Raw genomic sequence first — 23,671 nt, forward strand, 5'->3', positions numbered from 1 at the left:
TTAATTTTATGCAAACCAACAGTTCTAACGTGCCAAAATTTTATCCATTTTACAGCATTTTAGCGAGCTTTTGATAATATATTATCCATATATTTCAAAACATTATGAACTTCATAGCGGAAAAATCACCTGATGAAAGTATCCCCAACAATCTGCACGCAGGGCCTGTAGGATGAGTGGTCCCTCTTTCCCACGCTTCAACGGTTTTACATGAAACTCCCATACAGTCAGCAAATGTTTTTTGAGTCATTCCGACCTTTTTCCGAATACCCTTTATTTCATGATTAGACAACCTTTTTACAGGTTCGATTTTATAGGTTGTAACCTTAGCTGAGCCTTTGCCCTTCTCATAATCAATGGCTTCCTGAAGTCCTTGGCGCAAATCATCAAATAACGCTCCCATATTTATCGCCCCCTGTTTTTCGCAGCTTCCTCTTTAAGCATCTTAACAAGCTTTTTAAGAACACTCTTCTCAGCAGCAGATAGATTTTCCTGCTCTTTCTTGGTAAACGCCGTAATCAAACTACATTGTATCCCCTATAAAATAGGGTGTCAATTATCAAACAATTACCTCTTCAAAAGCAAACCCGTGCCGACTCAGCCCCTACTCGTCCTTTGTCCACGGCACCTCCCTCCGCTAAAGTATAACCAGCGCGAATACAGAGGAACCGGTTCCTCACCACAAGGTGAGGAAATTGACAAACGAAGAACAGCTTATAGACCTGGCAAAAAAAGGAGACAAAAACGCCATGACAGAACTCTACCTCGGCTACGAAGGACTCATAATAAAGGCCGCGCATCAGACGCACCTTTTCACCATCGAAGAAGAAGCCGTATGCGCCGCGAAGGAAAGCTTCATAAACGCGGTACTGAACTTTGACAGCACCCTCGGCATACACTTTCCTGCCTACGCAAAAGCAAAAATCTACGGAGACCTGCGGACACTTTTCAAACAATACCAAAGACAGTGGAACAGAGAAGTATACCCCGCTGAAACGAATGATGAAATATCCTTCTGGGACACGGTCGAGGACACAGGAACAAGACCTGATAACTTCGCCGACGAAAACACCTTTGAAGAAATAATAAAAGCACTTCCGCCAAGGCAGCAGACACTTCTGAGGCTCATGTACCAAAAAGAATGCACACAAAAAAAGGCCGCCGCCCTGATGGGGATAACCCCACAGGCAGCAGCCGCCATAAAAAAACGTGCCATTGCTTCGCTCCGCACGAAACTATTGAGAGGATGAAATGCGCGGAATAATCACATACCCGTTACCGAACTGCGCCGACCATTTTCAGACGGCGCAGAATTTTTTCGTCCAAAATTTCCAAAAGCTCCCTGCATATACTGAACGCCCTGTCCAGATGCTCCTGCGTAGTCTCAGGCTTCCAGAGAGACCTCAGCTTATGCCCTCCCGCAGTCAGAAGCAGCGTTCCCTCGTCCTCCTTCAACCTGACACCGGCAGCAGCATTTACACACCCCATGATAGCATCCCCGGCCACCCTCGGATGTCTCGCCCTGTACGGCATCAGCACAAGCTCCTCATCCAAAGGCAGAGGATTGTTCAGCCTCTTATGCGTATGCTCCGCAGACCACTCCCTGAGCCGACATATATCCCTGCATGAACGGTACGCAAGAAACTTCAGCACAGTCTTCAGAGTCACATCAATGACATAGTCGCTCCCATCTCTGAGATACACATGCGTCGCATCACCCTTCTCAGTGTACTCAGGCACTAAAGCATCAATTTCACGGTTTTTTGGAAAATCCATTTCCCATCCTCCTGTTTGCAGAACTTCTGTTCCTTTTTAATTTACTTTTATTTTATCACCGTGAAACAAAAAATCAATAGATGAATCAATTTATTTAAGGTTCAATTAGACTTTTTTTTCAAACATTAAATTTTCAGTATTAATTTATGCAAATTTTTCTGCATCTAACCCGATTTCAAATCTCCTGCTACGCGATATTCCACTCCAGCTTTTCCTGCTCCGTAATATGCCTGTAAAACGCACCACACAATCAAAATTATAACTACCGCATCGTAACAGGAGCTTACAGAGAAGGCAACGCATTATCTTCCGAGATCAAAAGTTCAACGTATTAACCATAAAAATGTAGAAATTTTGTTAATACCATTGATTTTAGAATATACGTTTTATATAATAGCATATAAAGAATTAGTGTTCGCTTTGGGGGGTAAAATTTATTACTGCCTGGACTTTTATTTTTTTTGATATTATACTATAGTTATGAACTGTGGTGAAAGGAGCTAACGTTATGTATTATGCCATAGATTTATTTTGTGGTGCTGGTGGATGTTCTGAAGGATTATTACAGGCTGGATTTAATATCTTATTTAGTTCTGATATTAGTCCAATGGTTGAAGAAACATATAAAAACAGACATAAACAGCTTGGCTTAATACAAGGAGAGAATACTTGGTTCCAACGTGCGGATATAAGAAATCTAACTGGGAAAATCATAAAGAAATATATTTCTTCATTAAAGATAATGAAAGGCAAGGATATTCCAGATATAGATTTAATTATTGGCGGTCCTAGTTGTCAAGGTTTTTCAAGAGCAGGCCGCCGAGACAAGTCTGATCCCAGAAATTTATTATTTGGCGAATATGTACGTGTAATAAGTGAGATAAAACCTAAATATATTGTTTTGGAAAATGTTGAAGGTTTTATGGATATGCAGTTTATTGGATATAAAGGAATTACAGGTATAGAATATCCAGATGGAACTGTTACTCCAGACATTCTCAGACGTGAACTTAAAGAGATAGGATATAATACCTTAGAACCTAGAATACTAAACGCCGCTGACTATGGTGTTCCTCAAAGAAGAAATCGGGTAATATTCATAGGCTATAGAAAAGATATGCAAGAACCTGAGTATCCAGAGCCTACAACACCCAATAATCATATATCCTTAAAACAAGCTATAGGAGATTTGATTACTAACAGAGCAGATGATGTAACTTTATCACAATATCAAAAAGAAAGCCGTATAGGCCGAACCCCAGCAGTAAATGGGCAGCCAATTGCAGCTAAAAAAATTGTAAATACTGAGCTATCTAAAATTACTGAAATAGTTGAAGAAAGATTTAGTTTATTTATGCCTGGTGAAACGGGTACACTATTAAAAAGACGCGTTTTAGAAAAAGGTATTGATATAAGCCAAAAACCTGCTCTAATTAAGCTATGTTCTGACAAGTTAGGATTAACTACGGATGAAGTAGTAAAAACCTTTAAAAAAGCAGAAGCTACTCCTGAACAAGTAGAAGTTTTATTAACCAAAAAAAATATTAGACAGCGTTTTAGTGAAGATTTACCATCGGCGACAGTAGTAAGTATAGCTGATGATTATATTAGTCCTTGGGAAGATAGAACTTTTAGTGTAAGAGAACTTGCTAGATTACAGTCTTTTGATGATTCTTTTGTTTTCTGTGGTAAGCGTACAACTGGAGGATTAAAACGACGAGTTGAAGTTCCTCAATTTACACAAGTTGGTAATGCTGTACCACCGTTATTAGCAAAGGCAGTTGCGGAAAAAATCATAGAAGTATTGTAATATAAATAGGCTACTTCAAATTGAAGTAGCCTATTTATATTACAGAGATAACTCTTCCATACTATCAAAAAGCATATTCGTGTAACGCTTATTAATACGCCATGCATTACCATGGTTTTTCCCAGAATATTTTCCTTCCGGAGTAGTATATCCACGCCAATCGTAACTAATAATTCCTCTCTCAATTAGATTAATAAAAGTTGTAAAGTTAGGAGAACGTGAGAAATAAATTTTATTGTATTTAAAGAGCGCTTTTACTCCTTCAGCTCCTTCACGTTCTACTACTGAATTAATCCAAAGTGTTGAAGGATGCTTCTTAACCAATTCATCGCGCAAGGAACCGAAATCCCAGAAAGCAGTTACCACACTTTCGTTTTCCTCAATATGTATCAGTTCCACACGATGAGTATCATAGTTAACATTAAGATAGAAATTCTGATTATTGCGCGGTGAAGGTTGTGCTGCAATAGTGATGTATAGAGATTTCATTTCAGGATGTGCATCAGAAAAATAGCCATATTTTCTAGTGAATGCTGATACACGATTTCTATCAATATGCTCTATTTCAGCTATAGGCGTACCATCAAAGCAAGGGCGTAATGAAAATAAAGTGTCCAGAGTATTTGATCTCTTCGTTTTAAACTCAATAAGACCTCTATAATCCGCCCCTGTAAAATTGTTAGTTTGAATTCCAACAAGGAATTCAAATGTATCGCCGACATCTTTATCGGCAATTTTACCTTCTCCTTTGTTATTCTCATATGGCCCATTATTAACAATACTACTTAGGATTGGTCGCAATTCATTCAATGCATTTGTTATTTCATCACCACTTAAAATACTTCTCAGAAAATCATCCGATGGAACATTGTGAGTGGTATTAATCATATAAACATGATTATTATCTTTGTCATCACTAACAATAAAAATATATAGTAAATCATCTATCTCAATTTCGTGGTTTCTTACTTTTTCAGCTATCTTTTCGATAGAAAAGCGACGATCCCCTCTATTATTGGTTACCCGATACATATTAATAGTAAAGTCCGAAGTTTTGTCAAACTGAATAAATGTTGCTTTAATCGAAACCTTATTGACAGCACCATTATTCAAACTGGAATAATCAACAATATTGGCATCTTCAAAAATTCTCCTAAAATTATCATTTGCGTCAATATTATTTTTTGCAACCATGGTAGGCGTCACACGAATAATTGTATAGTCAGCATTCGTGAACTGATGAATTCTTGCAATAACGGATGCCTCTGAAAATGTTGGTGTAAAAATCATTTTGCCTCCTTGTTTTTAAAAAAATTATTCAGCCGGTTGTAAAAGGTACGTATCTATATACTCATCTTTAACAACCATTTTTCCTTCATCATAAGAAAATCTTAAATAATTATTATTGACAAAAAGCATCGCCAAGTCAGACCATGAATAACCACAGCATAAGGCGATACATCCCAAGGTACTAACATTACAGTCATGGCACAAACCATAACGCAGAATCTTGTTTGTATTACTTCGGCTTATAAAGTCATCGTTTCCAACGTCAGTCCATTCTTTTGGGAATGCCTTTGGGTTATAAATCTTATTAATTTTAAGGTTCTGTTTCTCAAGAGTTTTGTTGATATTACCAATAAAATTTCTAATAAAAAAATCTAATCGGAAATCTGCTTTGTAGGAACGCATCTTAAGTTGCCGATTGTAATTTTCATAATCATCTTTTTTGTAATCACTCCCAAAGATGAATGAAAATATTTCCTCGGCTTCGTTTGAAAATAATACTGGAAAATTAATATTTAACCTTATAGAAAAGTTAAGTACTGTCGAGAGTAGAATATCATTTTTACTTTGCAATTTAGAATATTTATCTCGAGCATAACCTAGAAAATTTGCCGCCTGAGTATCATTGCATGGTTTAAAAGAATCATAAGAAAAATTTCCGTATTTGTTATCAAAAAAGCGCCTTAAATTTGTTGAAATAATAGGACTAATTTTTTTTGACATATCTTTAGCACATCCTCGCTTTGGTTCCATATTACTATATAAAATTGTAAAAAATGTCTATTTCAAGCTATAAATATTAAGGTTGCCATTATTAAAATACAATTATTTAGATATAAAATATAAATCAATATATACGCTATTATTTGTCTATCATAAAAAAATACCCGAGGTTTCCCCCGGGTATTTCTCTAGATCAGTATGTCTCCTGCCGCCGTATTAACACTAAACTTTTTCAGCGATTCATCAAAACATTGTCATTCATTCAGTAAAAAATCACGGATATTCATGTGTATTATACCGTCACGGCTCATATCAAATTCGTCCATTGAAAGAACATATTTGGGATAGTTGTCGCGGATATTTTTATACACACCGAATTCTCTTTCAATCGTTTCAGGTGTGCCAGAAGGTAGCAGACCTGTACGTATATTACATCTGCCCGTCGCTGTGCTATGAAGTCAATTCCTTTTTCCTTTATTATAAAATCACCTTTTTGAAAGCTATAACCTATAAAAATATGCTTAATTTAGTTTTTATCAGTTATAACTTATAAAATCAAATGTACTGCAAAAAATAAGAGGCTGCTTTTTTCACAGCCCCTTCATAATCTCAAAGCATTGTCATGTATTTGGAAAATTCTTTAATGCCTTTGATACGTCATCTTTCTCTCCTTTGGTGCTCAGGAACATTTTTGTTGTCCCATCGTTAAGTTTAACACCGTTATCCTCTTCACACAAATTTCTAAAAAAGCGCAGAGTACGCATTCTCCCCCCGTCAGCCTTCGGCTTTAAGCCAACATGCCACCGGCATGTTGACACTACTCCCGGAGGGGGACTTATTAGCCTCCCTCTAAGAGGGAGGTGGCACGTAGTGCCGGAGGGAGTCTGAGCTTTTCGTTTTCTAGCCGATACAGTTCGACGCGGTCGGATATAATTTGAAATCTGTCTCAGCATTTTCCGCGCGGCTGAAAAACAAATAGCCCGCAGGGCGTTGGCAGGGTCAAGGGGCGGCTGCGAGCCCCCGTAGGGAAGTTTGAAGGGGCAAAGCCCCGTCAATACTGAATAAATGCTATGAAGATGTTGTGAAATGGTAAACAAAAAACTAGACACGCAGGGGGTAAAAATTGGACAAGGCAAAATACAACGTTGGCTGAAAAAACACGGCATTTTCAGCCGTGGTTTTCGTCATTTTAATTAATCGTAAATTTCACCATCAAATACATAGCCGCATTTACACCTAACAGAAATGTTTTTGAGGATACCATTGTCGTAAAAAATATCGACCTTTATCTTTTGATGACATTTAGGACACATTGTGGAGACTGTGCCTTTTTCCATTTTCTCCATCTTGGCCTTTCTTGCTAATTGTTTTGATTCTTCTGTAGGTACTTTCATCGCCATCACCTGAACTCTCCTGAAGTAACTTTTCTTAAATCATCATTTTCAAATCCTTTACAGCAATAATCCCAAAAATATCGGATGGGAAAAGCATATATCGTACCGGTTCAGCATTTCATCAACTGAAATATCCCTGTCCGCATTTCTGTAGAAATCCCGAACAGCGGATGTATTGCTGCCTTTGAATTTAATCGCTAAAATTCCGTGTTGCTCAAGGAACTGAATGGCCTGCTTCACTGTTTTTTGCGAATAAGCTCGCAAATCCCTGGATTCGGTAGTTCCTTTTTCTATTACAGTTTGTTTTCCAACCGCATTGAAGCTTCCTGCCAATCTGCAGACATCCATCAGAACAGCAACATTATCCTCGATCAGGTACGTTTCGTTCAGGAAGATAATATTTGATGTGTTCTTATTGGAAACGATAGACGATTTCAGGCATTCACCGAGGTATTCCTCAAGGCTCCCTTCACGTTTAATTCCATGCCAATTATCCATCCGCGTTCTGCTTGTTTACCTTCATTAGCGATTCTAGATAAAGAATATCGTCCAGCATTTTCTTTTTACTTTTGTGTTTAAGCTGCTTTTCGACTGCTGCTTTTTCATCATGTGGAATTTCCTTCCACGCTTTTGTTTTGCGCAAGGAATTAAAAATCCACTTTAGTTGAGCATATCTCATTCCAGGCTGCAAAAAAATCATTTCACCCTCATCCGCCGCTGGATAAATGACGTCCATCTCAATCAGGAGTTTTTGCAATTCTTCAGCTATCCTGTCGTTTTTCCTGTTTGACCACATACAATCACTGGCATTAAATACGTCACGGAAGTCAAATTTCCCGTCAATGATTTCTTCAGCAAATTTACGGTTGTACGATTCAATGAATTTGTTAACGTATGTTTCCGCCTGATCGTTACACAGCAATTCACCCAGAGCAAATGACAGCTCTCGCTGTTTGTACAGCTGCATCAAACCATGCAACATATTATCTGTTATGGCTGCATTGATATATTCAGTACATTTTTCAAAGCTCTCAAAAACTTCTCCGTCTGTTAACGTTCCTCCGGATTCGATATAATCATCTATCGTTCCATTCAAAATCCGCTGATACTCTCCAAAAGGAATGTATGTTGTGTGAAACAGCTCTATTTTGTCATGCAGTCCGTGCCCCTGCGCAAGTCTTAATTCCAGCGAATTTGCTCCGGCTATTACTATCTTCTTTCCTTTGTTTGCGTAGACATCCGCAAGAACATTACAGCCTTCAAAAAAGTCGTCCATTCTCGTGATTTCATCGATATAGAAAAACTTTATACATTTGTTCTTATCCAAAACATCGTATAAGTCATCAATTGAATCCTTTTTGCTGCACACTATCAACGCAGTATAGTCATAGTCCTGATTGCAGCGAATCAATTGTTCCATCAAAGCAGATTTGCCGGTTCGCCTAAGCCCATATAATGCGGCGATATGATATGCAGTTTTATCGTGGATGTGTTTATTAATGTCATCATATATGTCTCTTTTTTCGCTGAATTGTTTAGATTTAGAGTCATCCAAATAACTTTTTAACTCATGTCCACTAAAAAATATCATGATATCATCTCGGATCTTTCAAAGAAACTTGATATAACCATAACGTGATTTAAATCAAAAGTTCATGCGTCTGCAGATAGTTCTTTCTCATTCATATTAAGTTCTACTGCAGGCAGCCAAAAAGTCGGATACTTCGTTTTCAATATCCTTATATTTTTCTACATCTTTTTTATCAATATATGAAAGACCATATTCTCCATAAAAATCTATGAGATTAAATTTATTAACCCCTAGAAGTTCAGCCGCATAACCATGAGACATTAAACCGGCATCAATATAGGCATATAAAAGAAATGCTGCACGTTTAAACTCCGTGACATCATCAAGAGATTGTTTTTTTAGATAGTCTGCCATTTTATCCGGTAATTCTAATACAGCCTTTTTCATAATGCTCACCATCCTTTTTCAATAACTCTTATTACACAGATTGACAAACAAGCTATCAAAGAAACGACAGCTCATTTATTTTGAGTCGTCCACTAAAGCAGGACCTCTCTTATTCTGAATCGTCCACTAAAGCAGGACCTCTCTTATCATTTGTCGTCCACTGAAGCAGAACCTCTCTTATTTTTAGTCATCCTTAGATCATTTTTACCTTAAAGTTTCTCAACATAGTTTTCAAAATCCATATCCCAATTATTAGTACAAATAACGGTACAGTCTTTTTGCTCTATACACTTGTCTTGCCCTTGATAGATGACGTATCTGCCCGCCAATTCTCTGTCACCAAGCAAATTCCGCAAACTGTCTTGCAGGATAAAAGCAGTATCTTCCAACTTCATATCGTCATTGTCGTTAATTGTACACTCAAATAGATACGCTTTTCTTTTATCGCACAGTATAAAAACTATTTCATTATCGTTCTTTTTTGTTTCTGCATAATACATTTTGAGTGGGCTGTTAATGTCATATACATATTGCATGTACTCGTGACAAACAACCGAAGCTTCAAATAAGTTACTAATATATGTTTTGGGGATTTCGTCAAGTTCATAAATACACTTAACTAATTGGGCGGATATAGTTTGGTTTGTTATATAAGCTCGTGATTTATTCTTTAATTCAATGTCGGCAAACATAATGACAACGCCAATCTCTTTAAGCTTATTGCGTATTTCTTTCAATACGTTAGGTTTAATCTCTATATCACTACGAATTCCAAAATTCTCAAGATAGTCTTCATAAGCTATTCGACTATTTTTCCCATTATTAAAGATAGGAACCGTAGTAGCTTTTTTTGTGTAACTTTTGCAAATACATTCATAAAATATTCTATAAACCGCTGCTTCTATCAATTCTTTTCCATATTGAGGATAATAAGCACCAAGATTTTCCACGATAGCTGTTTTGACATAACCTTTCATAGAACTGTATGTCTCACATGCATGATTTTCAAAAATTCCTCCACAAGTAAGAAATTCATTCATTGAACGCGCATTACGTTCAAGATCAAATAATCGACAGTATTCGTTATACGAAAAGTATGTTGTGTTAAGCTGAACAGCTCTATGGATAAAATCCGTATTAAGCAAATCGTGGATTTTCGCACTATCGGTTCCACTAATAATTACTTTAACACCTTCTGCTGCTTTCCCGGCAAGATATCGCGCAAGAGATTCGTTCTCTCTATTATCTTCTTTTAACCAACTGTATTCATCTATAAAAATCAGGTCATACTCTTTTCCTTTTATTCTTTTTAGTACATAATTTTCAGTTAAGCCTTCTTCTCTACTAGTAGGAGATACAAAAAATATTCTGTCCGACGGAAAATCTGTGACCGCTTGATACACTCCGAATGTTTTTCCTGTGCTTCTCAATCCGACTATCAACATTCCTCGATTCGTATTTTTACGTAAAAGATAATCATTTTTCAATTTCATTGAAAAATCACGACTATGCTTTATATTACGTTTGTTAATTTCACGTTTCGCAAAAACTTTAAAATCTTGCCCTTCTTTTAAAAGCATCTCAACGCAACCCTTTCTTTGTACCCAAAAGATTGACTTTTATCCGTTCAATAAGATATTCTTCGTCCTCGGATTCGGCAACTGGAATAAACAGCATAAGCCTGTTTAAATCAATTCCGGCCAATTGACTGCTTTTTAAATTAAGTTCAAGGACAAGCTGCCGAAGAACATATCCAATCCAATGTGCCGCAAATGGAGGAATTTCTACTTCATTTGAGTTTATCCCGAATTTTGGCTTGATTTCTCTTAATAAGTTATCCATACAGTCTTCTGCATCAGCACAATGATAAACCGAATAACCGGAATCCATTTCTTTATTAGCGAAATGAGAGTTCAGGTATTGTCTAGTAAAGTCATATATGTTATATTTCCGCTTTCCAGCCAGCTCAAACAACTCAGCTTGAGTATCACAGATTTGCTCTTGTATAAGATTTATAATTTAAACTTCCCCCTCCAACTTCACTGCTCGCTTCCAAACATTAATACCGCTAAAACTCTCATCGATCCGGATAGAATCCATATCTATGAAATAGCGTAATCGCCTCTTATCACATATCCGGAATCCTACGAATACTGTAGCCACGACACTTTTTAGCCTCACGCATTTCAGTGAGCTTTCCGAACCACTTTTTTGCTTCCTTTATGTCCTTATCAAACAATCTATTCAAAAGCCCTGTCCCCGTTCCGTACATTTCCTCATAGATTGGAGTCAGCATATCAAGCATTGTCCGTTTAATTGCAGCTTCATCTTTTCCTTCGTCTTTGAGTTGTAAATAAAGCTCATAAGCATAGTTCTCTCTCGACCTGACAATAAATCGGCTAAGCGCATCATTTGAAGAATCATTTCCGAACTCCACTTCTTCAAACCGTTTTGCTGTTGTTTTGTTAAGGCATAAAACTAAGTATTTCACTACCATGTCCTCTGCTGTAGAAAGGAACAGGCAGACCTTTCTGGCTGTTACACCTTCTTTGTACATGGAAAATCACACCTTTCGTTTAACACTTCAAACTAAGATTCAGAATCTTCTCTCGAACACTCCAAAATCATGTCCTGCAATGAGTGCATATGCCCTTCTTGGTTAGCTGCTTCATCAGCGGTAAAACCTACAATCTTTGTCATTTTGCCGTTTGGCAAAAGACATTCCATACGGTCAAAATCGTTGCGTTCATCATTCCACCGCTTAAATTTGACTAAAACATATTCCTTTCCATCTTTCTTTTGAATATCGGAGTATACAACCTTTGTTCCATCAGGAAGCACTAAAAAAGGAAAAAACATTCCATCATCTCCTCTATATATTTTCAAAATACCATTACAATTACCATATCTTTCGCATCTTTTTCGTTTACCATTTCAAATACTTTTTATACATTTCAACCTGAAATGCTTCTATAGCTTTTGTATCAGGGTATTCAGGAAGCTTTGATGCTTTCAGTGCAGCCTTCATTTCTTCGTCATAATCTTTCTGCATTTTGAAGACTTCGTCCAGGGAAATCTTTCCTGAGCGTATATCAAGAAGCATATTCTGCTCTTTGCCGCGATATGTATTGATTCCACTGCCACGCAGGATGTCTATTCCCATCAGGTAAAGACGTATAAGGTGCATAGCATGCTTTCTGAGATGCGCTTCGTCTTTCTTGCTGTTCCTGTGATTAAGCTTGTCGTAGTTCCGCAGCATGCTTGCCATTGCATTGTTGACAGAGATAAAACGCCGCAGGCTGACATGCCTGATAGCTACATCGGTATAGATATCCTTTTTGCCTTCTTCGCCGTCCACAGAGAATGTGATGCTGCCTTTTTCCAAATGGTATTGTTCTTCGCAGGAGTGCATCATGGATTCAAGCGACTGACGAATGTGCTCTGCTTTCTCATCTTCCGGGTAGCTGTCATGAGCCAGCGCGTTTTTGAGACGTCTGAGCTGCGCCGTCGCGTAGCCCGCAAACGTGTAGTACGCCCGTTTTGAGAGAAACAATTCGGCGTGGTTGCGAATACTTTTTCCAAGCTCATTCTGATATAAAATATGGTCTTCTTTAGTTCCCAGCATTTCGATGACATTGGGGTTGCAGTTTTGACATAGATGAATAAATTTTCTTAACGAGTATATGACTGTGTCAGTTTCATTGCTGTCGTACTGCTCATAATCTGTACTGCCAAAGATGTCCGATGGACGTTCAATAAACACGCCACGGATATCTACGTCTGAGTTTTCGTTATTTGTGCCATAGGCACGTGAGCCGCCAATTGTCAGGTAGCAGATATTCGCTCCAAGATGAGGTTCTGTCCTAAGTACATCATAGGCTTCGGTTTCCAGTATTTTTTTGTAGTCCATCTGGCTGTCAATCCTCCTTTTTGATTTCTCTCAGTAAATCAACCATTTCTTTGTCTTCCTGTTTTGCTGCCTCGCGGTCAAGAAGAAGCTTATCCCAGCTGAGGTCTATGACATACTGTTTCAGCATATCCTGCTTTGTTTGCTCTGTTATAACGCCTTTGTTTTCGTACTCGTTCAGGTGCTTCGCAAGAATCGTCTGGTATCTGCGCATTCCCCGGTAACACGAGGCTGACTTAATTTTACGGATAAAGAAGTTCAGCTTTTTCATTTCCTCTGAGGGCGCGTCATCCGAGCTCTGCCAGTAATCTCCCGTTTTTATATCTACTGCTGATATGTATCCCTTTTCGAGAAATGAGCCTGTATCTACCATCCATACATCGTTCTCACGGTGTATGGGTTTTCCTGTTGAGTCGGGAAAGTTCTGAACGGGTGTATGTCCTATGGCTACGGTCTGTGTGCCGTTGTAGAATTTGTAAAATTCGTCGCGTGTCCAGAGCATAGACTCCTGCTGATTTGAGATTGCTGTCTGCGAAAAGCCCGCATGAGTGAGAATATATTTGTCACTTATCACGGCAATCCTTTTCAGGTGCAGAATAAAGTGTACCCATTTATAAAAGGCCTTTTTATCCTGACTTTGCAGTTTCGCCAACCCCTCAATGGTCGGTTTTCCTCCGTTGTCCAGACAATCATAAAATGCTTCTCCGCTATACCCCCACTCATCCTCTTTGAGCAGTTTCCCAAGAACATGTTCATGATTACCCATCAGAGGAATGACATGGGGATTTTCCTCTGCCATCTTCTGAACCAGTGAAACGCAGGCAACCCCTTCCTCTCCGCGGTCAATATAATCTCCGAGGAAAACAAGCAAATCCCGTTGCGGTTCGTAGTCCATACGCTCAAAGAGGGACTCCAGACGGTTCAGGTTGCCGTGGATATCCCCCACCGCAATAATCCTACGAAATTCATTCTCGTCAGGAAAGAACCATGTATATTTATCGTTTTGAGGGCCTTTGTCACCGTAAAGGTTTTTAAGCCGGTCATATTTTTTCTGCTCCATATTACTTCCCTCATTTTGTTATAAGGTGCTGATCAAAGCTCCAGAAGGTAACCTTATTTCAAATTACTAATGGGGCCCTGGTTAATATCAACACAGTCTATACTGTCATATATCCATCTCGCATTACGCTCTTTATCTGCAAAATTCTCATGAAAATGCCCAAACCACCACATCTGATAGGAAATGCGCTTTTCAATTTCGGTCAGCATTTCCATCGTCCTGTCGAAGCTGGTTGTCGGGTTAAAACCAAGCTTTTTCGTGAACGGAACCACAAAGCCCGCGGGAGCCGTATGCGAAAAAACAAAATTCACCTTGTTGTTGACCTTCTCAAGATTCTTAAGCGCATGCTGAAATTCCTCTTCGCTTGGAATTTCACGCTCCCACCAGCTTTCATCCTTTACGCGATATTCCCTATCAACAGACTTTGCTCCGCCAAAGGCAAGAAACCTTACCTTTCCAAAGTTAAAAATCTCTCCACGCATCAGATGAAGCACGTTTGGCTGAAGTCTGTGTACCTTTCCGCCATGCCATTCTACAACCGGATAAGCCTCAAGCATATCATATGCCTCGTGATTTCCGTCTATGAAAAGAAACATCGCTCCTAATTTCCTGAGAATTGAAAGCTGTTTAGCATCTCCACCATGCATCAGGACTCCATTCCAGCGAACGGTCAAATCCCCAATTCCGCAATGCCACGGAATTCCGAAATCACCGCATATCAGCACCACATCATCTTTGGTAATGGGCGCGTACCCCTTTCTCTCCATGTTATCAGGGAGAAACCGCTCCACATTGCCGTGAATGTCTCCCGTAATAAACAAGCGCATGATACAGCCCTCACTTCAAAACTCATAAATACTCATCCATGCAAAAATCGTATCAGCGGGAAGAGCGTCATTCTTTTTCTTTTCCTCTCTTATCCGATATTCACCTATGTAGTATTTGCTGTCACCGACACCTATCCGATAAAGGGCTCTCCCTGATTTCTTTTTGAGATAATCTGACCTCTCGGGTGTTCTTCTGAAGGAAACTGCCAGGATATTGTCATTGCGGGATATGTCATAGACATCTTCCTCGGGAATCACAATACTGTTTTCATCATCTATCTCAATTTCCAAAGGAGATAATTCTCTATTTGCCTTCGTGCCGAAATAATCCCTTTCAAGCGGCTCTCCGATTCCATTCTGACAGAACTCAATCACGTCCCATACACTTGGAACCCAGCCTCTGCTTTTCCACGCGCCTACCCATTTCTTTAGCGTATGCACGAAGTCATAGTCTACTGCGACAGGCTTATAATCCATGTGCTCCAAGGACATCGGCAGGTACAGCCTCATGCCGTCTTCAAAGTGAAGGTCATGCTGATGGCCATGAATGTTGATGTCCTCTGTGTGACCGAAAATCGGCTTGTGTGAAAAAAGTACACTCATCCCGTCAATATTCATCGTAATCGACTCTGTCACAAGTTCAAAGCCCTTCTCCATATATCCGAGGCTGCTCTTTGTATCATGGTTTCCACGCACAAGAATTTTATGTCCCGGCAATCCGGTTAGCCTTTGAAGGTTTTCATCTCCCCACGCGACATCGCCAAGGTGAATTACCGTATCCTCAGGAGCAACACATTTCTTCCAGTTCCTGCACACAAGACTCCCAAAATTCTCAGGCCTTCCGCAGTATTGGATTATATTTTTATGTCCTATATGTGTGTCTGTAATAATCCACAGCATTACTACCTCATCCTCTCATCTTTCTCTTCCACGTTCTTTTCCTTTCCTGCCATTTTTCTTATTTGCGTTCGGTATATCGAGATCATCTTCATAAATCATATGTTTATCCTCAAAATAGAATTTAGGTGGATTTTTCATATCTTCTGCAATTATATAATCATGCTCGTACTCCAGGAAAAATCGTTTTTTTAACGCCATAAACACAGTCTGTGTTTTATCAGCCCTTTCCTTCTTCAGAAGCTCCGTATAATCTTTCCTCAAAAAGGCCGCGGCAGCCTCCTCCACCCAATCGACACGTTTTTCCTTGGGGCGTTCATATTCCATGTATCTGCTAAAAAATTCTTTTGGAAATTCAGAATAGCTGACTTCTGTATCAATCCCGCGTTCCTGATAATATTCCGTCAAAGTTTTATCTTTCAAAGCCCTGAAATAATCAGCAACCGCGCTAACCGCGAGGTATTCATCAATTTCATCATTCCATCCAATTTTTGGCTTCTCCTCATCCTTGCGAATGTAATCACATAAATCCCGTGTTACATCAGCGTAAGGATCAAATCCCGAAAAATATATAAAAAGCAGTAATTCAAACGGTGTAGTAACATCTGTATAATGTAATGTTTCATTGCAGTATTTCTCGAAAATATCAAACTGAATACCAATTGCTCCGGCTATTCCCTGCAGCATAGGCATGTGAAGCTTATGTTCATTTTCAAGGTCAATTTTCCTGCATTTATCTTCCCAGGTCTCTCTTATTCGTCTTCGCAGATATTTATCCCGCAACTCTTCTGCCTCATCCCAAAGATAATAAAAATCCTCGTATTTAGGAAGCAGCTTATGCTTCGTTACCTCATGCTTATCCTCAAGACTCTCGTGAACCTCATTCACAATTCTTTCAATTTTCCTTTCCCTCGAATCGCGTCCGAGAAGCTCATCTGTCGTAACATCGAGTACATCCGCAATTTTTAACAGAATCTCGTAATCAGGTCTCCTGTACCCGAGTTCGTACATTCTGTACGAACCGACTTCGATGTCTATAGCCTTAGCAAAGGCAGACTGAGTAGCATACTCTTTTTCCCTAAGTTCTCTCAATCTATTTCCAAGCGCAGCATTAGGAGCCGCTGTTTTATTTTTGCCCATGAAAAATCCCCCATTTCCCAGTCTGATTTTACCGACCGTATTCCTTATCTCTTAAGGTTCTTATTTGCAATCTTCCTCAGATATACAGGATCCCTGCCAATATCATAACGCTCTGTCAGGAAAGGCTTCTCTCCCCGTCTGATAAAATACTCCGCGCCAACAGGCATATTGCAGACCTCCTCCAAGGGAGCGTTGACCCGCCTTGAAATCTTTTCGCATGTTTTCTCGTCCATGCCGCCAAGATACAGATACGTATCGCAGTTATTTATTATAGTCTGCGCGTCCATCTCTCCATAGATAGAGGCAAGCTGAGTTTCCGACTGAATCAGCATCGTGGCAGCTATCCCCTTCTCGCGGAAAATCGAAATCATCTCAGGAAAATTCGGAACCTTGCAGCCTGTAGCAAAATCATCGCAAAGGACATGCACAGGATACGGAAGCGCTCCCGTTTTTTCCTTCTCGCCAAGCTCAAAAAGCTCCTTGAAAAGCTGATGATAAAAGACACCCGCCAAAGCATGGTGAGCCATATTCACAGGCGAAATATAGATGAAAAGCGCCGTTTTCGGCTTCAAAAGCTCCTTGAAGCTGAATTTCTTATTTTTCCGGAAAAGCTTTTTGATTTCAGGCTGAAATACCCTGTTAAAAGGAGTCAGCATAGTTTGAACAATGCATGAAGCTGTATTATCTACCAAATGCATAAAATTCTTCCAGAACCCGGCTCCCTCAGGATCAAACTTTTCAATATCCCACAGCGTCGCATAAACAGGATACAGTTTCCTCTTTGCCTCCACATCCTTCAGCCTTAATTCTTCGGTAGGGAAAATCTCCGGCTGTGTCATATCTAAGTCATTTTCAGGTACCCGATGAAACTTCGATACAAAATCCATAACATCAGCCATACCCGTCCCGTGTCCATGGTAGTGCCCTGTTTTTACAGCATAAAGAAAAATACGCAAAAGCTCTATTGCTGAATTGTCCCAAAAGGGATCTGAGCGAAGAAACAAACTGTTATTTCCAGTTTCAGAAGAAACAACAGCTTGCGCCAGCGCCTGTAAATCTGCCTTTGTATGGCAGTAGTCCAGCGGGTCATATCCCCATTCGCTCTTTTCAGGACACGTGAAATTTATAACGTGCGTCTTATATCCCTTTTCCCTCATGACGGACATGATTTCCTCAATCTGTCCCGTCTTCGTAAAAACACCTACAAAATTGCTGTGCTCCGCGTGCAAAAGAATGGGATACAGCACGGACCTTGTCTTGCCCGAACCGGTTCCTCCCACAACGTTGATATTGTTATTGCGCTGCGTCTTTACTGAATCCGTATCCAAAATGCAGCGCTTATCCTTTCCGAGAATAAACTTATCATAGCTCTGAGCTTTCAAAACCCTTCTTCGCATATCACATGCATCCTTTCATCATTTCATCCAGTCCCATGATTCCGTCTGCCAACCCAAACTCAATAGCCTCCTCCGCAGAGAAATAATGATCCGTTTTTGTGGCTTCGGCTATTTCGTCAGCGGTTTTGCCTGTGTGCTTTGCCAGAATTTCCTCCATCGACCGTTTTGCTTTCAGAAGCGATTCAGATATCGTCTGAATAGAGCTTGTCTTTCCTCCGACACCGTAAGGAATCAATGGCTCATGAATCATGACCCTGCTATGCGGCAGAAGATATCTTTTTCCCTTCTTTCCGCAGGCCAGAAGCACAGCCCCCATGCTGAACGCCTTACCCACACAGTAAACCTCTACAGGTACGGGACTCGACTGTATCGCATCGTAAATAACCATGCCTGAGTTAATCTCGCCGCCATCTGTTGTGATGAAAAGCTTTACCGGCATCTCTGTATTTGACATACTGAAAAACATAAGCTGTTTTACCATAGCTTCCGCAGCCTTCTCATTAATCTCTCCGGAGAGAAATATCATCCTCTTCTCTGTGAGAGCAGCATCAATCGAAATCTGATTCACGCCTTTCGAATCCCTCATCAACGTATCCATAACCTATTTCCTCCTGTGCTTACAACTGATTACTCCGTTAGCGCTCACGGAATAATTACATTTTGTTACCATAAACCAAAATCAAATCTGTGCACAGCAAAAGCTTTATAACAGAGTGTACTGCTTAAAGCTTTGAAATTTCACTGTTAGTGTACATACTTTCTCGTATGTTTTCAAGCTTTCTTTTTGTTAGCTTTTGTTACATTTTGTAACGCTTTTATTCATAGCAACAGTCCTTCATCTTCCCGGCCTGATACATAGTATATCCTCCTGTCCGCTCAAAAAGGTCTCTTTGAAAGATACATTTTAAATTCGTCAAAAAAGCCCCCACTTGTAAGTGGGGGCCGGGGCAAACTAAAAAAGAGCTGTGTGATTCACAGCTCCTTTTGATTTAATCCTGATCCAAGTACATTAAAACCATTCCGATTCAACATTTCATTGACGTCCGTAATATCGTACTTGTTACGCTCAAAGCAAAACCCTACAATTATGTCCTCTTTCAGCATATTACTGAACGTATACCCCATAAATGACATAAACTCCCTGGCTTCATCATAGGAAAGGTGCAGTGCAAGGGCAATGGCAAATACTGTCCTTTTTTCAGGATGATATTCTCTGTTGTTACGGATTTTCGAAAAAATATTTCTGCTCAGCATTGAACCATTTCGAACATCAGACTCAGACATGCCCTTTTTCTTAATCCATTCCTGTATATACTCCGCCAATGACTGCCTATTTTCGTTTAGTCTTTCCTGAAGCTCAAGCTGAAGTTTATCAAAATCCACACTTCTGGAAAGCTGCCCTTCGGCCAAAAATTTATCTTCGATATAATGCCGCTTTATATATCTATCAAGTTCTCTGAGTAATGCTTCATCAACCATTAATTATCACTCCAGTTCAAAATCCATTCTTCTGATAAATATTTTACAAAACTTCCTAAAATCATGCAAAAAAGACGCAACCCAAAGGATTACGTCTTCCGTTCCCGCTCGAGTAGTACACATACGGCAAATTTTTCATTTCACACCCAAAGCCTTACCATATCCACGGTCACTACTTCGGGATAATCTCCTTACGTATCGTATAGCCGTTATACAGCATCGACTCAACACGTCCTGCTGCCTTCAAAACCGCATCAAAGCTTATTCCATCCGGAATCCTTTCATTATGGTCAAGATAACCATTCAGATAATCCTCTGATGGATTCTTGATACCAAGTCTCTTGCAAACCAGCCAGCACACAGCCTCCGCCTCAAATTCCTTTGCGGCTATGGATAAATTAGAAACACGCCTGGGCAGGTACTTTTCCTCATATTCCCTCAAATGACCGCAAAAAAAGTGCCCCATCTCATGAAATATTGTCGCCGCGGTTGATGTGTCACCAAGATTATTATTAATAACCATCTCGTACCTGAGCTCAACCTGGACTGATTTATTTTTGCTCACATGAAGCATTGTCTTTTTAGCTTCCGCTGCCTTTTTTATAAAACCTGCAAAAGATGTCCCATAATCCTGATACACAATTCGTATACCTTCCCTTGAGAGGTTTTCTGTCAAATTTCTCAGCGTCACCCGGCTTACATCACCTTCAGCCCTGAATGGCCTTATATTATCCGGTATGGGGTCACCCTCCGTATCCTCCAGTTCATACACAAAAGCAACAGGCCCGAAGTTTTTCAGAATAACCAACGGCCTTGCTCCCGGACGAGGTATCCGATTATAATAATCCTTCCATTTTTTAGCCGTTGCAACAAATTGACTGCCGGGTTTCTGCATATGAACAAGCATTGCGTTATAAGGAGCAATATCGGGAAATCTGCTGATAAACTCCAGCATATCCTTTGCATGCTTTGAAGACTTATACTCTTTTACATCTTCATACAGCTGATCAATTTCGGACAACCTATACGGACTGCTTACATCGTCATCTGTAGTAGGCGCCACATATACCCTGATCATATTGTACGCAATATCTAAAATATAATCGCAGCCCAAACATTGCGGATGTTCCTTGATATACTTCTCTTCCCATCTTTCATACGAAAAGCTGCTATTATATACTTCATGGTAAATCTCATGAAGTATACTTTCCAACACGTTTTCATCCGGGAATTCATTGGCAGGGCATCTGCATAATCCACACCACACAGGATAAATAACTCTTTTTATTGATGAAATGTCGTCCGGCGTAAAATTATACAGCGTATTCTCCAAAAACTGCTCTTTTACCGCCTTCTCGTACTCACTGTAGCTATCAAGCCCGACATTATTCTTAATAACCAATATGCAATTAAACAGATCCATCATAAAAGCAAAATCCCGGTCCACAACATTCATTTCCTTCACCTCTTATTTTTAATGCGGCAGTCTTATCCATGTCCAATATACCACATCGGGGCTATTAAAATGTCTCTCTGAAAAATACACCGACAAAAATTCACTTAAAAATTTATATAAAAAAAGAGGCTGCTTTTTTCAGCCTCTTTTTTATCTTAAAGCGTAGTCATATACTCTCGCCTCAACTATTACAGCAAAGCATTTTTCTTGCCAATCTCTGTAATCTGTTCGACAGTTAGTTTGGTCACGCGTGAAATCATATCCACTGATAATTTTTCTTTAAGCATATCAATTGCTGCTTCATTAATTACTTCTTCACGGCCTTCAGCACGGCCTTCAGCACGGCCTTCAGCACGTCCTTCAGCACGGCCTTCTTCTCTTCCTTTGATTTTTCCTTTTTCTTCCATTTCCATCAATGTCTGCTCATAGACCATATACAACGCCCTCTTTCCGTCATCGTCACAGAGCAAAGGCATATAGACTAAATACTCTCAAAGCATAGTCATGTACTTGGGAAATTCTTCCTTTGGAATGCCTGCGGCTTCCATTGCTGCCTCAGCGGAAATTTTCATATTCTTCATAATGTTTTTAATCAGTTCAATCTTACCCTCGGCACGTCCTTCTTCACGGCCTTCTTCACGTCCTTCAGCACGTCCTTCTTCACGTCCTTCAGCACGGCCTTCTTCTCTTCCTTTGATTTTTCCTTTTTCTTCCATTTCCATCAATGTCTGATTATATGTCATATACAACGCCCTCTTTCCATCATCGTCACGCTGCAATTCTACTTCTTCCTGCAAACTGCGGGTAAAGTCATCATTTGGTTCATTGTTATTGATGTAATCCATCAAATTTGCCAAGCTCCTGCTTACCTGATGCCTGTCACCCTGGGTATTCAAGAAAATCTTATACACATCATCATCCAGTGATAATTCGTAATCCTCATGGCATCGGCTGCTGAAGGTATATCTCGTAAAATTCTTATCAAAAGGATCAAATGTGCATATGAAAATAATATACGTATTTCTCAGTCTGCTATACAACTCGCCCTTTTTCAAAGCATCATTATCCAGTACAGACTGATAATATCTTGTTCTCTTTCCCAGGGCTTCCTTAAACGAATCACTTGCCTGCATCTCAACATCTATGACAGTCCCATCGGCAAGCGTAACATAAATATCCAGCCGTACACCTTTGCTGGTTAACTGCGCCTCAAGGCTTTTTTCACCTTCAGGATAATTAACCTCGCATATTTTCACATCAAGAACACGTTCCAATAGCTGCCTGCAAAGCTCCGGCTTTTCCATAACCAGCCGAAACATGAAATTATTGCTGATCGTCGCATTTCTCAGGTCATCCACACAGTCCACCCTCTCAATTATACCACACTATATATCGTTTTGTATATTTTAGAATATACGTTCCCTATATTATGCTCTTATTTTTCTGAATAGTCAACTTAATTGATAAAATTTTTACATTTTTCATTAAATGAGAAGGCTATTTTTACATTTTTCCAGAACCTATAAAAAGCATTATGACTCGGCAAAATTTGAACAATGGCGTTATGGCTCGTTCCTCGCCGAAATGCCGCTAAGGAGAGTTTGCTTGTGGCAAACTCTGATTAAAGGCATTATGACTCGGCATAAATGCCTCGTCGAAATGCTGACATATGAAGTTTTGCCTTTGGCAAAACCTGAACCAATGCATTATGACTCGGCATAAAATGCCTCGCCGAAATGCCGCTACGGAGAGTTTGCTTGTGGCAAACTCTGATTAAAGGCATTATAATACATACATGAATTATGTTATGTAAGGAGCTTTTTGATGTCGGGTACTTTTCGTTATTTGCTGTTTATTTTTGCAGTTATAGTACAGTCTTCGGGTATTCCTCTTGTGGTCAGAAGTCTGCTTGGTATATCCCCTACCTCAAGCCTTCCGTATGTTATCAGTGTCGCTTCGAATTTTTCTTTGGGGCAGATGACGTTTGCTTTTAATATGCTGCTGATTTTGGCACAGTTTATGCTGCTCCGCAGCAAATTTCACAAAATCCAGCTTCTGCAGGTTCCTATGACTATAGTATTTTCATTTTTCATTGACGTGTTCATGGATGTATGGTCATGGGTTAATCCCGTGAATTATTTTTTCAAGCTGGCTGCTCTGCTTATAGGTACGGCACTTATTGCCTTCGGTATTGCTGTTCAGGGGATTGCCAATGTTCTCATGCTTCCGGGCGAGGGACTGGTTTATGCTGTGTCCAGATATTTTCGGATAGATCTGAGCAAGGTAAAGACGGGAAATGATGTGATTCTGGTTGTTTGTGCCGCTGTTCTTTCTGTCATATATCTTGGCATTATTGACGGCATCCGTGAGGGGACTCTTATTGCCGCGCTGCTTACAGGTGTTTTGGCAAAGTTTTTCCTGACTCATCTCGGGGCTGTTGATGAACACGGCCGCCTGATTTTCCGTCCTCATTGGTAAAATTTGATAACGCAAGAGACTGTGAATTTTTTACGGTCTCTTTTTTATTTTGCTTTTATCGT

The 23,671-nt window shown here is 39.8% G+C and carries 26 protein-coding genes; 3 read left to right on the plus strand and 23 right to left on the minus strand.

The window, feature by feature from the left end; genetic code table 11:
- Window positions 1-94: 94 nt before the first annotated feature.
- Window positions 95-403, minus strand: a complete 309-nt coding sequence (locus BUA83_RS08235; RefSeq protein WP_072935769.1) for a helix-turn-helix domain-containing protein — start codon at window positions 401-403, stop codon at window positions 95-97.
- A 292-nt stretch (window positions 404-695) separates the two neighbouring features.
- Between BUA83_RS08235 and BUA83_RS08240 the strand changes: the two genes are divergently transcribed.
- The gene (locus BUA83_RS08240; protein ID WP_072935770.1) at window positions 696-1,250 is read left to right on the plus strand and encodes an RNA polymerase sigma factor; all 555 of its coding nucleotides are present in this window, start codon (window positions 696-698) and stop codon (window positions 1,248-1,250) included.
- Between the two features lie 25 nt (window positions 1,251-1,275).
- Here BUA83_RS08240 and BUA83_RS08245 read toward each other — a convergent pair whose 3' ends face one another.
- Window positions 1,276-1,776, minus strand: a complete 501-nt coding sequence (locus tag BUA83_RS08245; RefSeq protein WP_072935771.1) for a hypothetical protein — start codon at window positions 1,774-1,776, stop codon at window positions 1,276-1,278.
- A 508-nt stretch (window positions 1,777-2,284) separates the two neighbouring features.
- On the opposite strand from BUA83_RS08245, the gene BUA83_RS08250 reads away from it, so the two are divergent.
- On the plus strand, window positions 2,285-3,586 hold the full coding sequence (locus tag BUA83_RS08250; RefSeq protein WP_072935772.1) for a DNA cytosine methyltransferase: 1,302 nt from the start codon (window positions 2,285-2,287) through the stop codon (window positions 3,584-3,586).
- A gap of 39 nt (window positions 3,587-3,625) precedes the next feature.
- Here BUA83_RS08250 and BUA83_RS08255 read toward each other — a convergent pair whose 3' ends face one another.
- From BUA83_RS08255 to BUA83_RS08355, 21 genes are all read right to left on the minus strand, one after another.
- Complete coding sequence (locus BUA83_RS08255) at window positions 3,626-4,876, minus strand: MvaI/BcnI family restriction endonuclease (RefSeq protein WP_072935773.1); 1,251 nt, start codon at window positions 4,874-4,876, stop codon at window positions 3,626-3,628.
- 24 nt (window positions 4,877-4,900) lie between these two features.
- Window positions 4,901-5,596 carry a hypothetical protein gene (locus tag BUA83_RS08260; protein ID WP_072935774.1) on the minus strand — a complete coding sequence of 232 codons (696 nt, stop codon included), beginning with the start codon at window positions 5,594-5,596 and terminating at the stop codon, window positions 4,901-4,903.
- Between the two features lie 1,193 nt (window positions 5,597-6,789).
- A complete protein-coding gene (locus BUA83_RS08265) occupies window positions 6,790-6,996 on the minus strand; it encodes a hypothetical protein (protein WP_072935775.1) in 207 nt (68 codons plus the stop codon).
- A gap of 51 nt (window positions 6,997-7,047) precedes the next feature.
- Window positions 7,048-7,488 (minus strand): hypothetical protein, encoded by a 441-nt coding sequence (locus BUA83_RS08270; protein WP_072935776.1) that lies wholly within the window; start codon window positions 7,486-7,488, stop codon window positions 7,048-7,050.
- Entirely contained in the window at window positions 7,481-8,545 is a 1,065-nt protein-coding gene (locus BUA83_RS08275) for an AAA family ATPase (RefSeq protein WP_159430496.1), read from the minus strand. The genes BUA83_RS08270 and BUA83_RS08275 overlap by 8 nt, the downstream gene beginning before the upstream one ends.
- 132 nt (window positions 8,546-8,677) lie before the next feature.
- Entirely contained in the window at window positions 8,678-8,968 is a 291-nt protein-coding gene (locus BUA83_RS08280; protein WP_072935778.1) for a hypothetical protein, read from the minus strand.
- Between the two features lie 209 nt (window positions 8,969-9,177).
- A complete protein-coding gene (locus tag BUA83_RS08285) occupies window positions 9,178-10,548 on the minus strand; it encodes an AAA family ATPase (protein WP_072935779.1) in 1,371 nt (456 codons plus the stop codon).
- Window position 10,549: 1 nt separating this feature from the next.
- Entirely contained in the window at window positions 10,550-10,810 is a 261-nt protein-coding gene (locus BUA83_RS08290) for a hypothetical protein (protein WP_159430497.1), read from the minus strand.
- A 286-nt stretch (window positions 10,811-11,096) separates the two neighbouring features.
- Window positions 11,097-11,525 (minus strand): hypothetical protein, encoded by a 429-nt coding sequence (locus tag BUA83_RS08295; RefSeq protein ID WP_072935781.1) that lies wholly within the window; start codon window positions 11,523-11,525, stop codon window positions 11,097-11,099.
- A gap of 32 nt (window positions 11,526-11,557) precedes the next feature.
- Window positions 11,558-11,827 carry a hypothetical protein gene (locus BUA83_RS08300; RefSeq protein ID WP_072935782.1) on the minus strand — a complete coding sequence of 90 codons (270 nt, stop codon included), beginning with the start codon at window positions 11,825-11,827 and terminating at the stop codon, window positions 11,558-11,560.
- A 67-nt stretch (window positions 11,828-11,894) separates the two neighbouring features.
- A complete protein-coding gene (locus BUA83_RS08305; RefSeq protein ID WP_072935783.1) occupies window positions 11,895-12,878 on the minus strand; it encodes a nucleotidyltransferase domain-containing protein in 984 nt (327 codons plus the stop codon).
- 7 nt (window positions 12,879-12,885) lie between these two features.
- Window positions 12,886-13,935, minus strand: coding sequence for a metallophosphoesterase family protein (locus BUA83_RS08310; protein WP_072935784.1), 1,050 nt, complete (start codon window positions 13,933-13,935; stop codon window positions 12,886-12,888).
- Between the two features lie 53 nt (window positions 13,936-13,988).
- On the minus strand, window positions 13,989-14,762 hold the full coding sequence (locus tag BUA83_RS08315; RefSeq protein ID WP_072935785.1) for a metallophosphoesterase family protein: 774 nt from the start codon (window positions 14,760-14,762) through the stop codon (window positions 13,989-13,991).
- 15 nt (window positions 14,763-14,777) lie between these two features.
- Complete coding sequence (locus BUA83_RS08320; protein WP_072935786.1) at window positions 14,778-15,662, minus strand: metallophosphoesterase; 885 nt, start codon at window positions 15,660-15,662, stop codon at window positions 14,778-14,780.
- A gap of 15 nt (window positions 15,663-15,677) precedes the next feature.
- On the minus strand, window positions 15,678-16,799 hold the full coding sequence (locus tag BUA83_RS08325) for a helix-turn-helix domain-containing protein (protein ID WP_072935787.1): 1,122 nt from the start codon (window positions 16,797-16,799) through the stop codon (window positions 15,678-15,680).
- 44 nt (window positions 16,800-16,843) lie between these two features.
- Window positions 16,844-18,196, minus strand: a complete 1,353-nt coding sequence (locus BUA83_RS08330) for a type IV secretory system conjugative DNA transfer family protein (RefSeq protein ID WP_072935788.1) — start codon at window positions 18,194-18,196, stop codon at window positions 16,844-16,846.
- 1 nt (window position 18,197) lies between these two features.
- The gene (locus BUA83_RS08335; protein ID WP_072935789.1) at window positions 18,198-18,794 is read right to left on the minus strand and encodes a ClpP family protease; all 597 of its coding nucleotides are present in this window, start codon (window positions 18,792-18,794) and stop codon (window positions 18,198-18,200) included.
- A gap of 374 nt (window positions 18,795-19,168) precedes the next feature.
- Entirely contained in the window at window positions 19,169-19,675 is a 507-nt protein-coding gene (locus tag BUA83_RS08340; RefSeq protein ID WP_072935790.1) for a hypothetical protein, read from the minus strand.
- A gap of 172 nt (window positions 19,676-19,847) precedes the next feature.
- Window positions 19,848-21,131 carry an ImmA/IrrE family metallo-endopeptidase gene (locus tag BUA83_RS08345; RefSeq protein WP_072935791.1) on the minus strand — a complete coding sequence of 428 codons (1,284 nt, stop codon included), beginning with the start codon at window positions 21,129-21,131 and terminating at the stop codon, window positions 19,848-19,850.
- Between the two features lie 188 nt (window positions 21,132-21,319).
- Entirely contained in the window at window positions 21,320-21,565 is a 246-nt protein-coding gene (locus tag BUA83_RS08350; RefSeq protein WP_072935792.1) for a hypothetical protein, read from the minus strand.
- Window positions 21,566-21,622: 57 nt separating this feature from the next.
- On the minus strand, window positions 21,623-22,489 hold the full coding sequence (locus tag BUA83_RS08355) for an Rpn family recombination-promoting nuclease/putative transposase (RefSeq protein WP_094756557.1): 867 nt from the start codon (window positions 22,487-22,489) through the stop codon (window positions 21,623-21,625).
- A gap of 466 nt (window positions 22,490-22,955) precedes the next feature.
- Between BUA83_RS08355 and BUA83_RS08360 the strand changes: the two genes are divergently transcribed.
- On the plus strand, window positions 22,956-23,609 hold the full coding sequence (locus tag BUA83_RS08360; RefSeq protein WP_072935793.1) for a YczE/YyaS/YitT family protein: 654 nt from the start codon (window positions 22,956-22,958) through the stop codon (window positions 23,607-23,609).
- Window positions 23,610-23,671: the final 62 nt, after the last annotated feature.

Source organism: Schwartzia succinivorans DSM 10502, assembly GCF_900129225.1.
Taxonomy (GTDB): Bacteria; Bacillota; Negativicutes; order Selenomonadales; family Selenomonadaceae; genus Schwartzia; species Schwartzia succinivorans.

What these genes read in the sequence shown, in the direction of transcription:
- BUA83_RS08235 (WP_072935769.1), bottom strand. Translation starts at nt 403, where the DNA reads ATGGGAGCGTTATTTGATGATTTGCGCCAAGGACTTCAGGAAGCCATT.
- BUA83_RS08245 (WP_072935771.1), bottom strand. Translation starts at nt 1,776, where the DNA reads ATGGATTTTCCAAAAAACCGTGAAATTGATGCTTTAGTGCCTGAGTAC.
- BUA83_RS08250 (WP_072935772.1), top strand. Translation starts at nt 2,285, where the DNA reads ATGTATTATGCCATAGATTTATTTTGTGGTGCTGGTGGATGTTCTGAA.
- BUA83_RS08255 (WP_072935773.1), bottom strand. Translation starts at nt 4,876, where the DNA reads ATGATTTTTACACCAACATTTTCAGAGGCATCCGTTATTGCAAGAATT.
- BUA83_RS08260 (WP_072935774.1), bottom strand. Translation starts at nt 5,596, where the DNA reads ATGTCAAAAAAAATTAGTCCTATTATTTCAACAAATTTAAGGCGCTTT.
- BUA83_RS08265 (WP_072935775.1), bottom strand. Translation starts at nt 6,996, where the DNA reads ATGGCGATGAAAGTACCTACAGAAGAATCAAAACAATTAGCAAGAAAG.
- BUA83_RS08270 (WP_072935776.1), bottom strand. Translation starts at nt 7,488, where the DNA reads ATGGATAATTGGCATGGAATTAAACGTGAAGGGAGCCTTGAGGAATAC.
- BUA83_RS08280 (WP_072935778.1), bottom strand. Translation starts at nt 8,968, where the DNA reads ATGAAAAAGGCTGTATTAGAATTACCGGATAAAATGGCAGACTATCTA.
- BUA83_RS08285 (WP_072935779.1), bottom strand. Translation starts at nt 10,548, where the DNA reads ATGCTTTTAAAAGAAGGGCAAGATTTTAAAGTTTTTGCGAAACGTGAA.
- BUA83_RS08290 (WP_159430497.1), bottom strand. Translation starts at nt 10,810, where the DNA reads ATGGATAACTTATTAAGAGAAATCAAGCCAAAATTCGGGATAAACTCA.
- BUA83_RS08295 (WP_072935781.1), bottom strand. Translation starts at nt 11,525, where the DNA reads ATGTACAAAGAAGGTGTAACAGCCAGAAAGGTCTGCCTGTTCCTTTCT.
- BUA83_RS08300 (WP_072935782.1), bottom strand. Translation starts at nt 11,827, where the DNA reads ATGTTTTTTCCTTTTTTAGTGCTTCCTGATGGAACAAAGGTTGTATAC.
- BUA83_RS08305 (WP_072935783.1), bottom strand. Translation starts at nt 12,878, where the DNA reads ATGGACTACAAAAAAATACTGGAAACCGAAGCCTATGATGTACTTAGG.
- BUA83_RS08310 (WP_072935784.1), bottom strand. Translation starts at nt 13,935, where the DNA reads ATGGAGCAGAAAAAATATGACCGGCTTAAAAACCTTTACGGTGACAAA.
- BUA83_RS08315 (WP_072935785.1), bottom strand. Translation starts at nt 14,762, where the DNA reads ATGCGCTTGTTTATTACGGGAGACATTCACGGCAATGTGGAGCGGTTT.
- BUA83_RS08320 (WP_072935786.1), bottom strand. Translation starts at nt 15,662, where the DNA reads ATGCTGTGGATTATTACAGACACACATATAGGACATAAAAATATAATC.
- BUA83_RS08325 (WP_072935787.1), bottom strand. Translation starts at nt 16,799, where the DNA reads ATGGGCAAAAATAAAACAGCGGCTCCTAATGCTGCGCTTGGAAATAGA.
- BUA83_RS08330 (WP_072935788.1), bottom strand. Translation starts at nt 18,196, where the DNA reads ATGCGAAGAAGGGTTTTGAAAGCTCAGAGCTATGATAAGTTTATTCTC.
- BUA83_RS08335 (WP_072935789.1), bottom strand. Translation starts at nt 18,794, where the DNA reads ATGGATACGTTGATGAGGGATTCGAAAGGCGTGAATCAGATTTCGATT.
- BUA83_RS08340 (WP_072935790.1), bottom strand. Translation starts at nt 19,675, where the DNA reads ATGGTTGATGAAGCATTACTCAGAGAACTTGATAGATATATAAAGCGG.
- BUA83_RS08345 (WP_072935791.1), bottom strand. Translation starts at nt 21,131, where the DNA reads ATGAATGTTGTGGACCGGGATTTTGCTTTTATGATGGATCTGTTTAAT.
- BUA83_RS08350 (WP_072935792.1), bottom strand. Translation starts at nt 21,565, where the DNA reads ATGGTCTATGAGCAGACATTGATGGAAATGGAAGAAAAAGGAAAAATC.
- BUA83_RS08360 (WP_072935793.1), top strand. Translation starts at nt 22,956, where the DNA reads ATGTCGGGTACTTTTCGTTATTTGCTGTTTATTTTTGCAGTTATAGTA.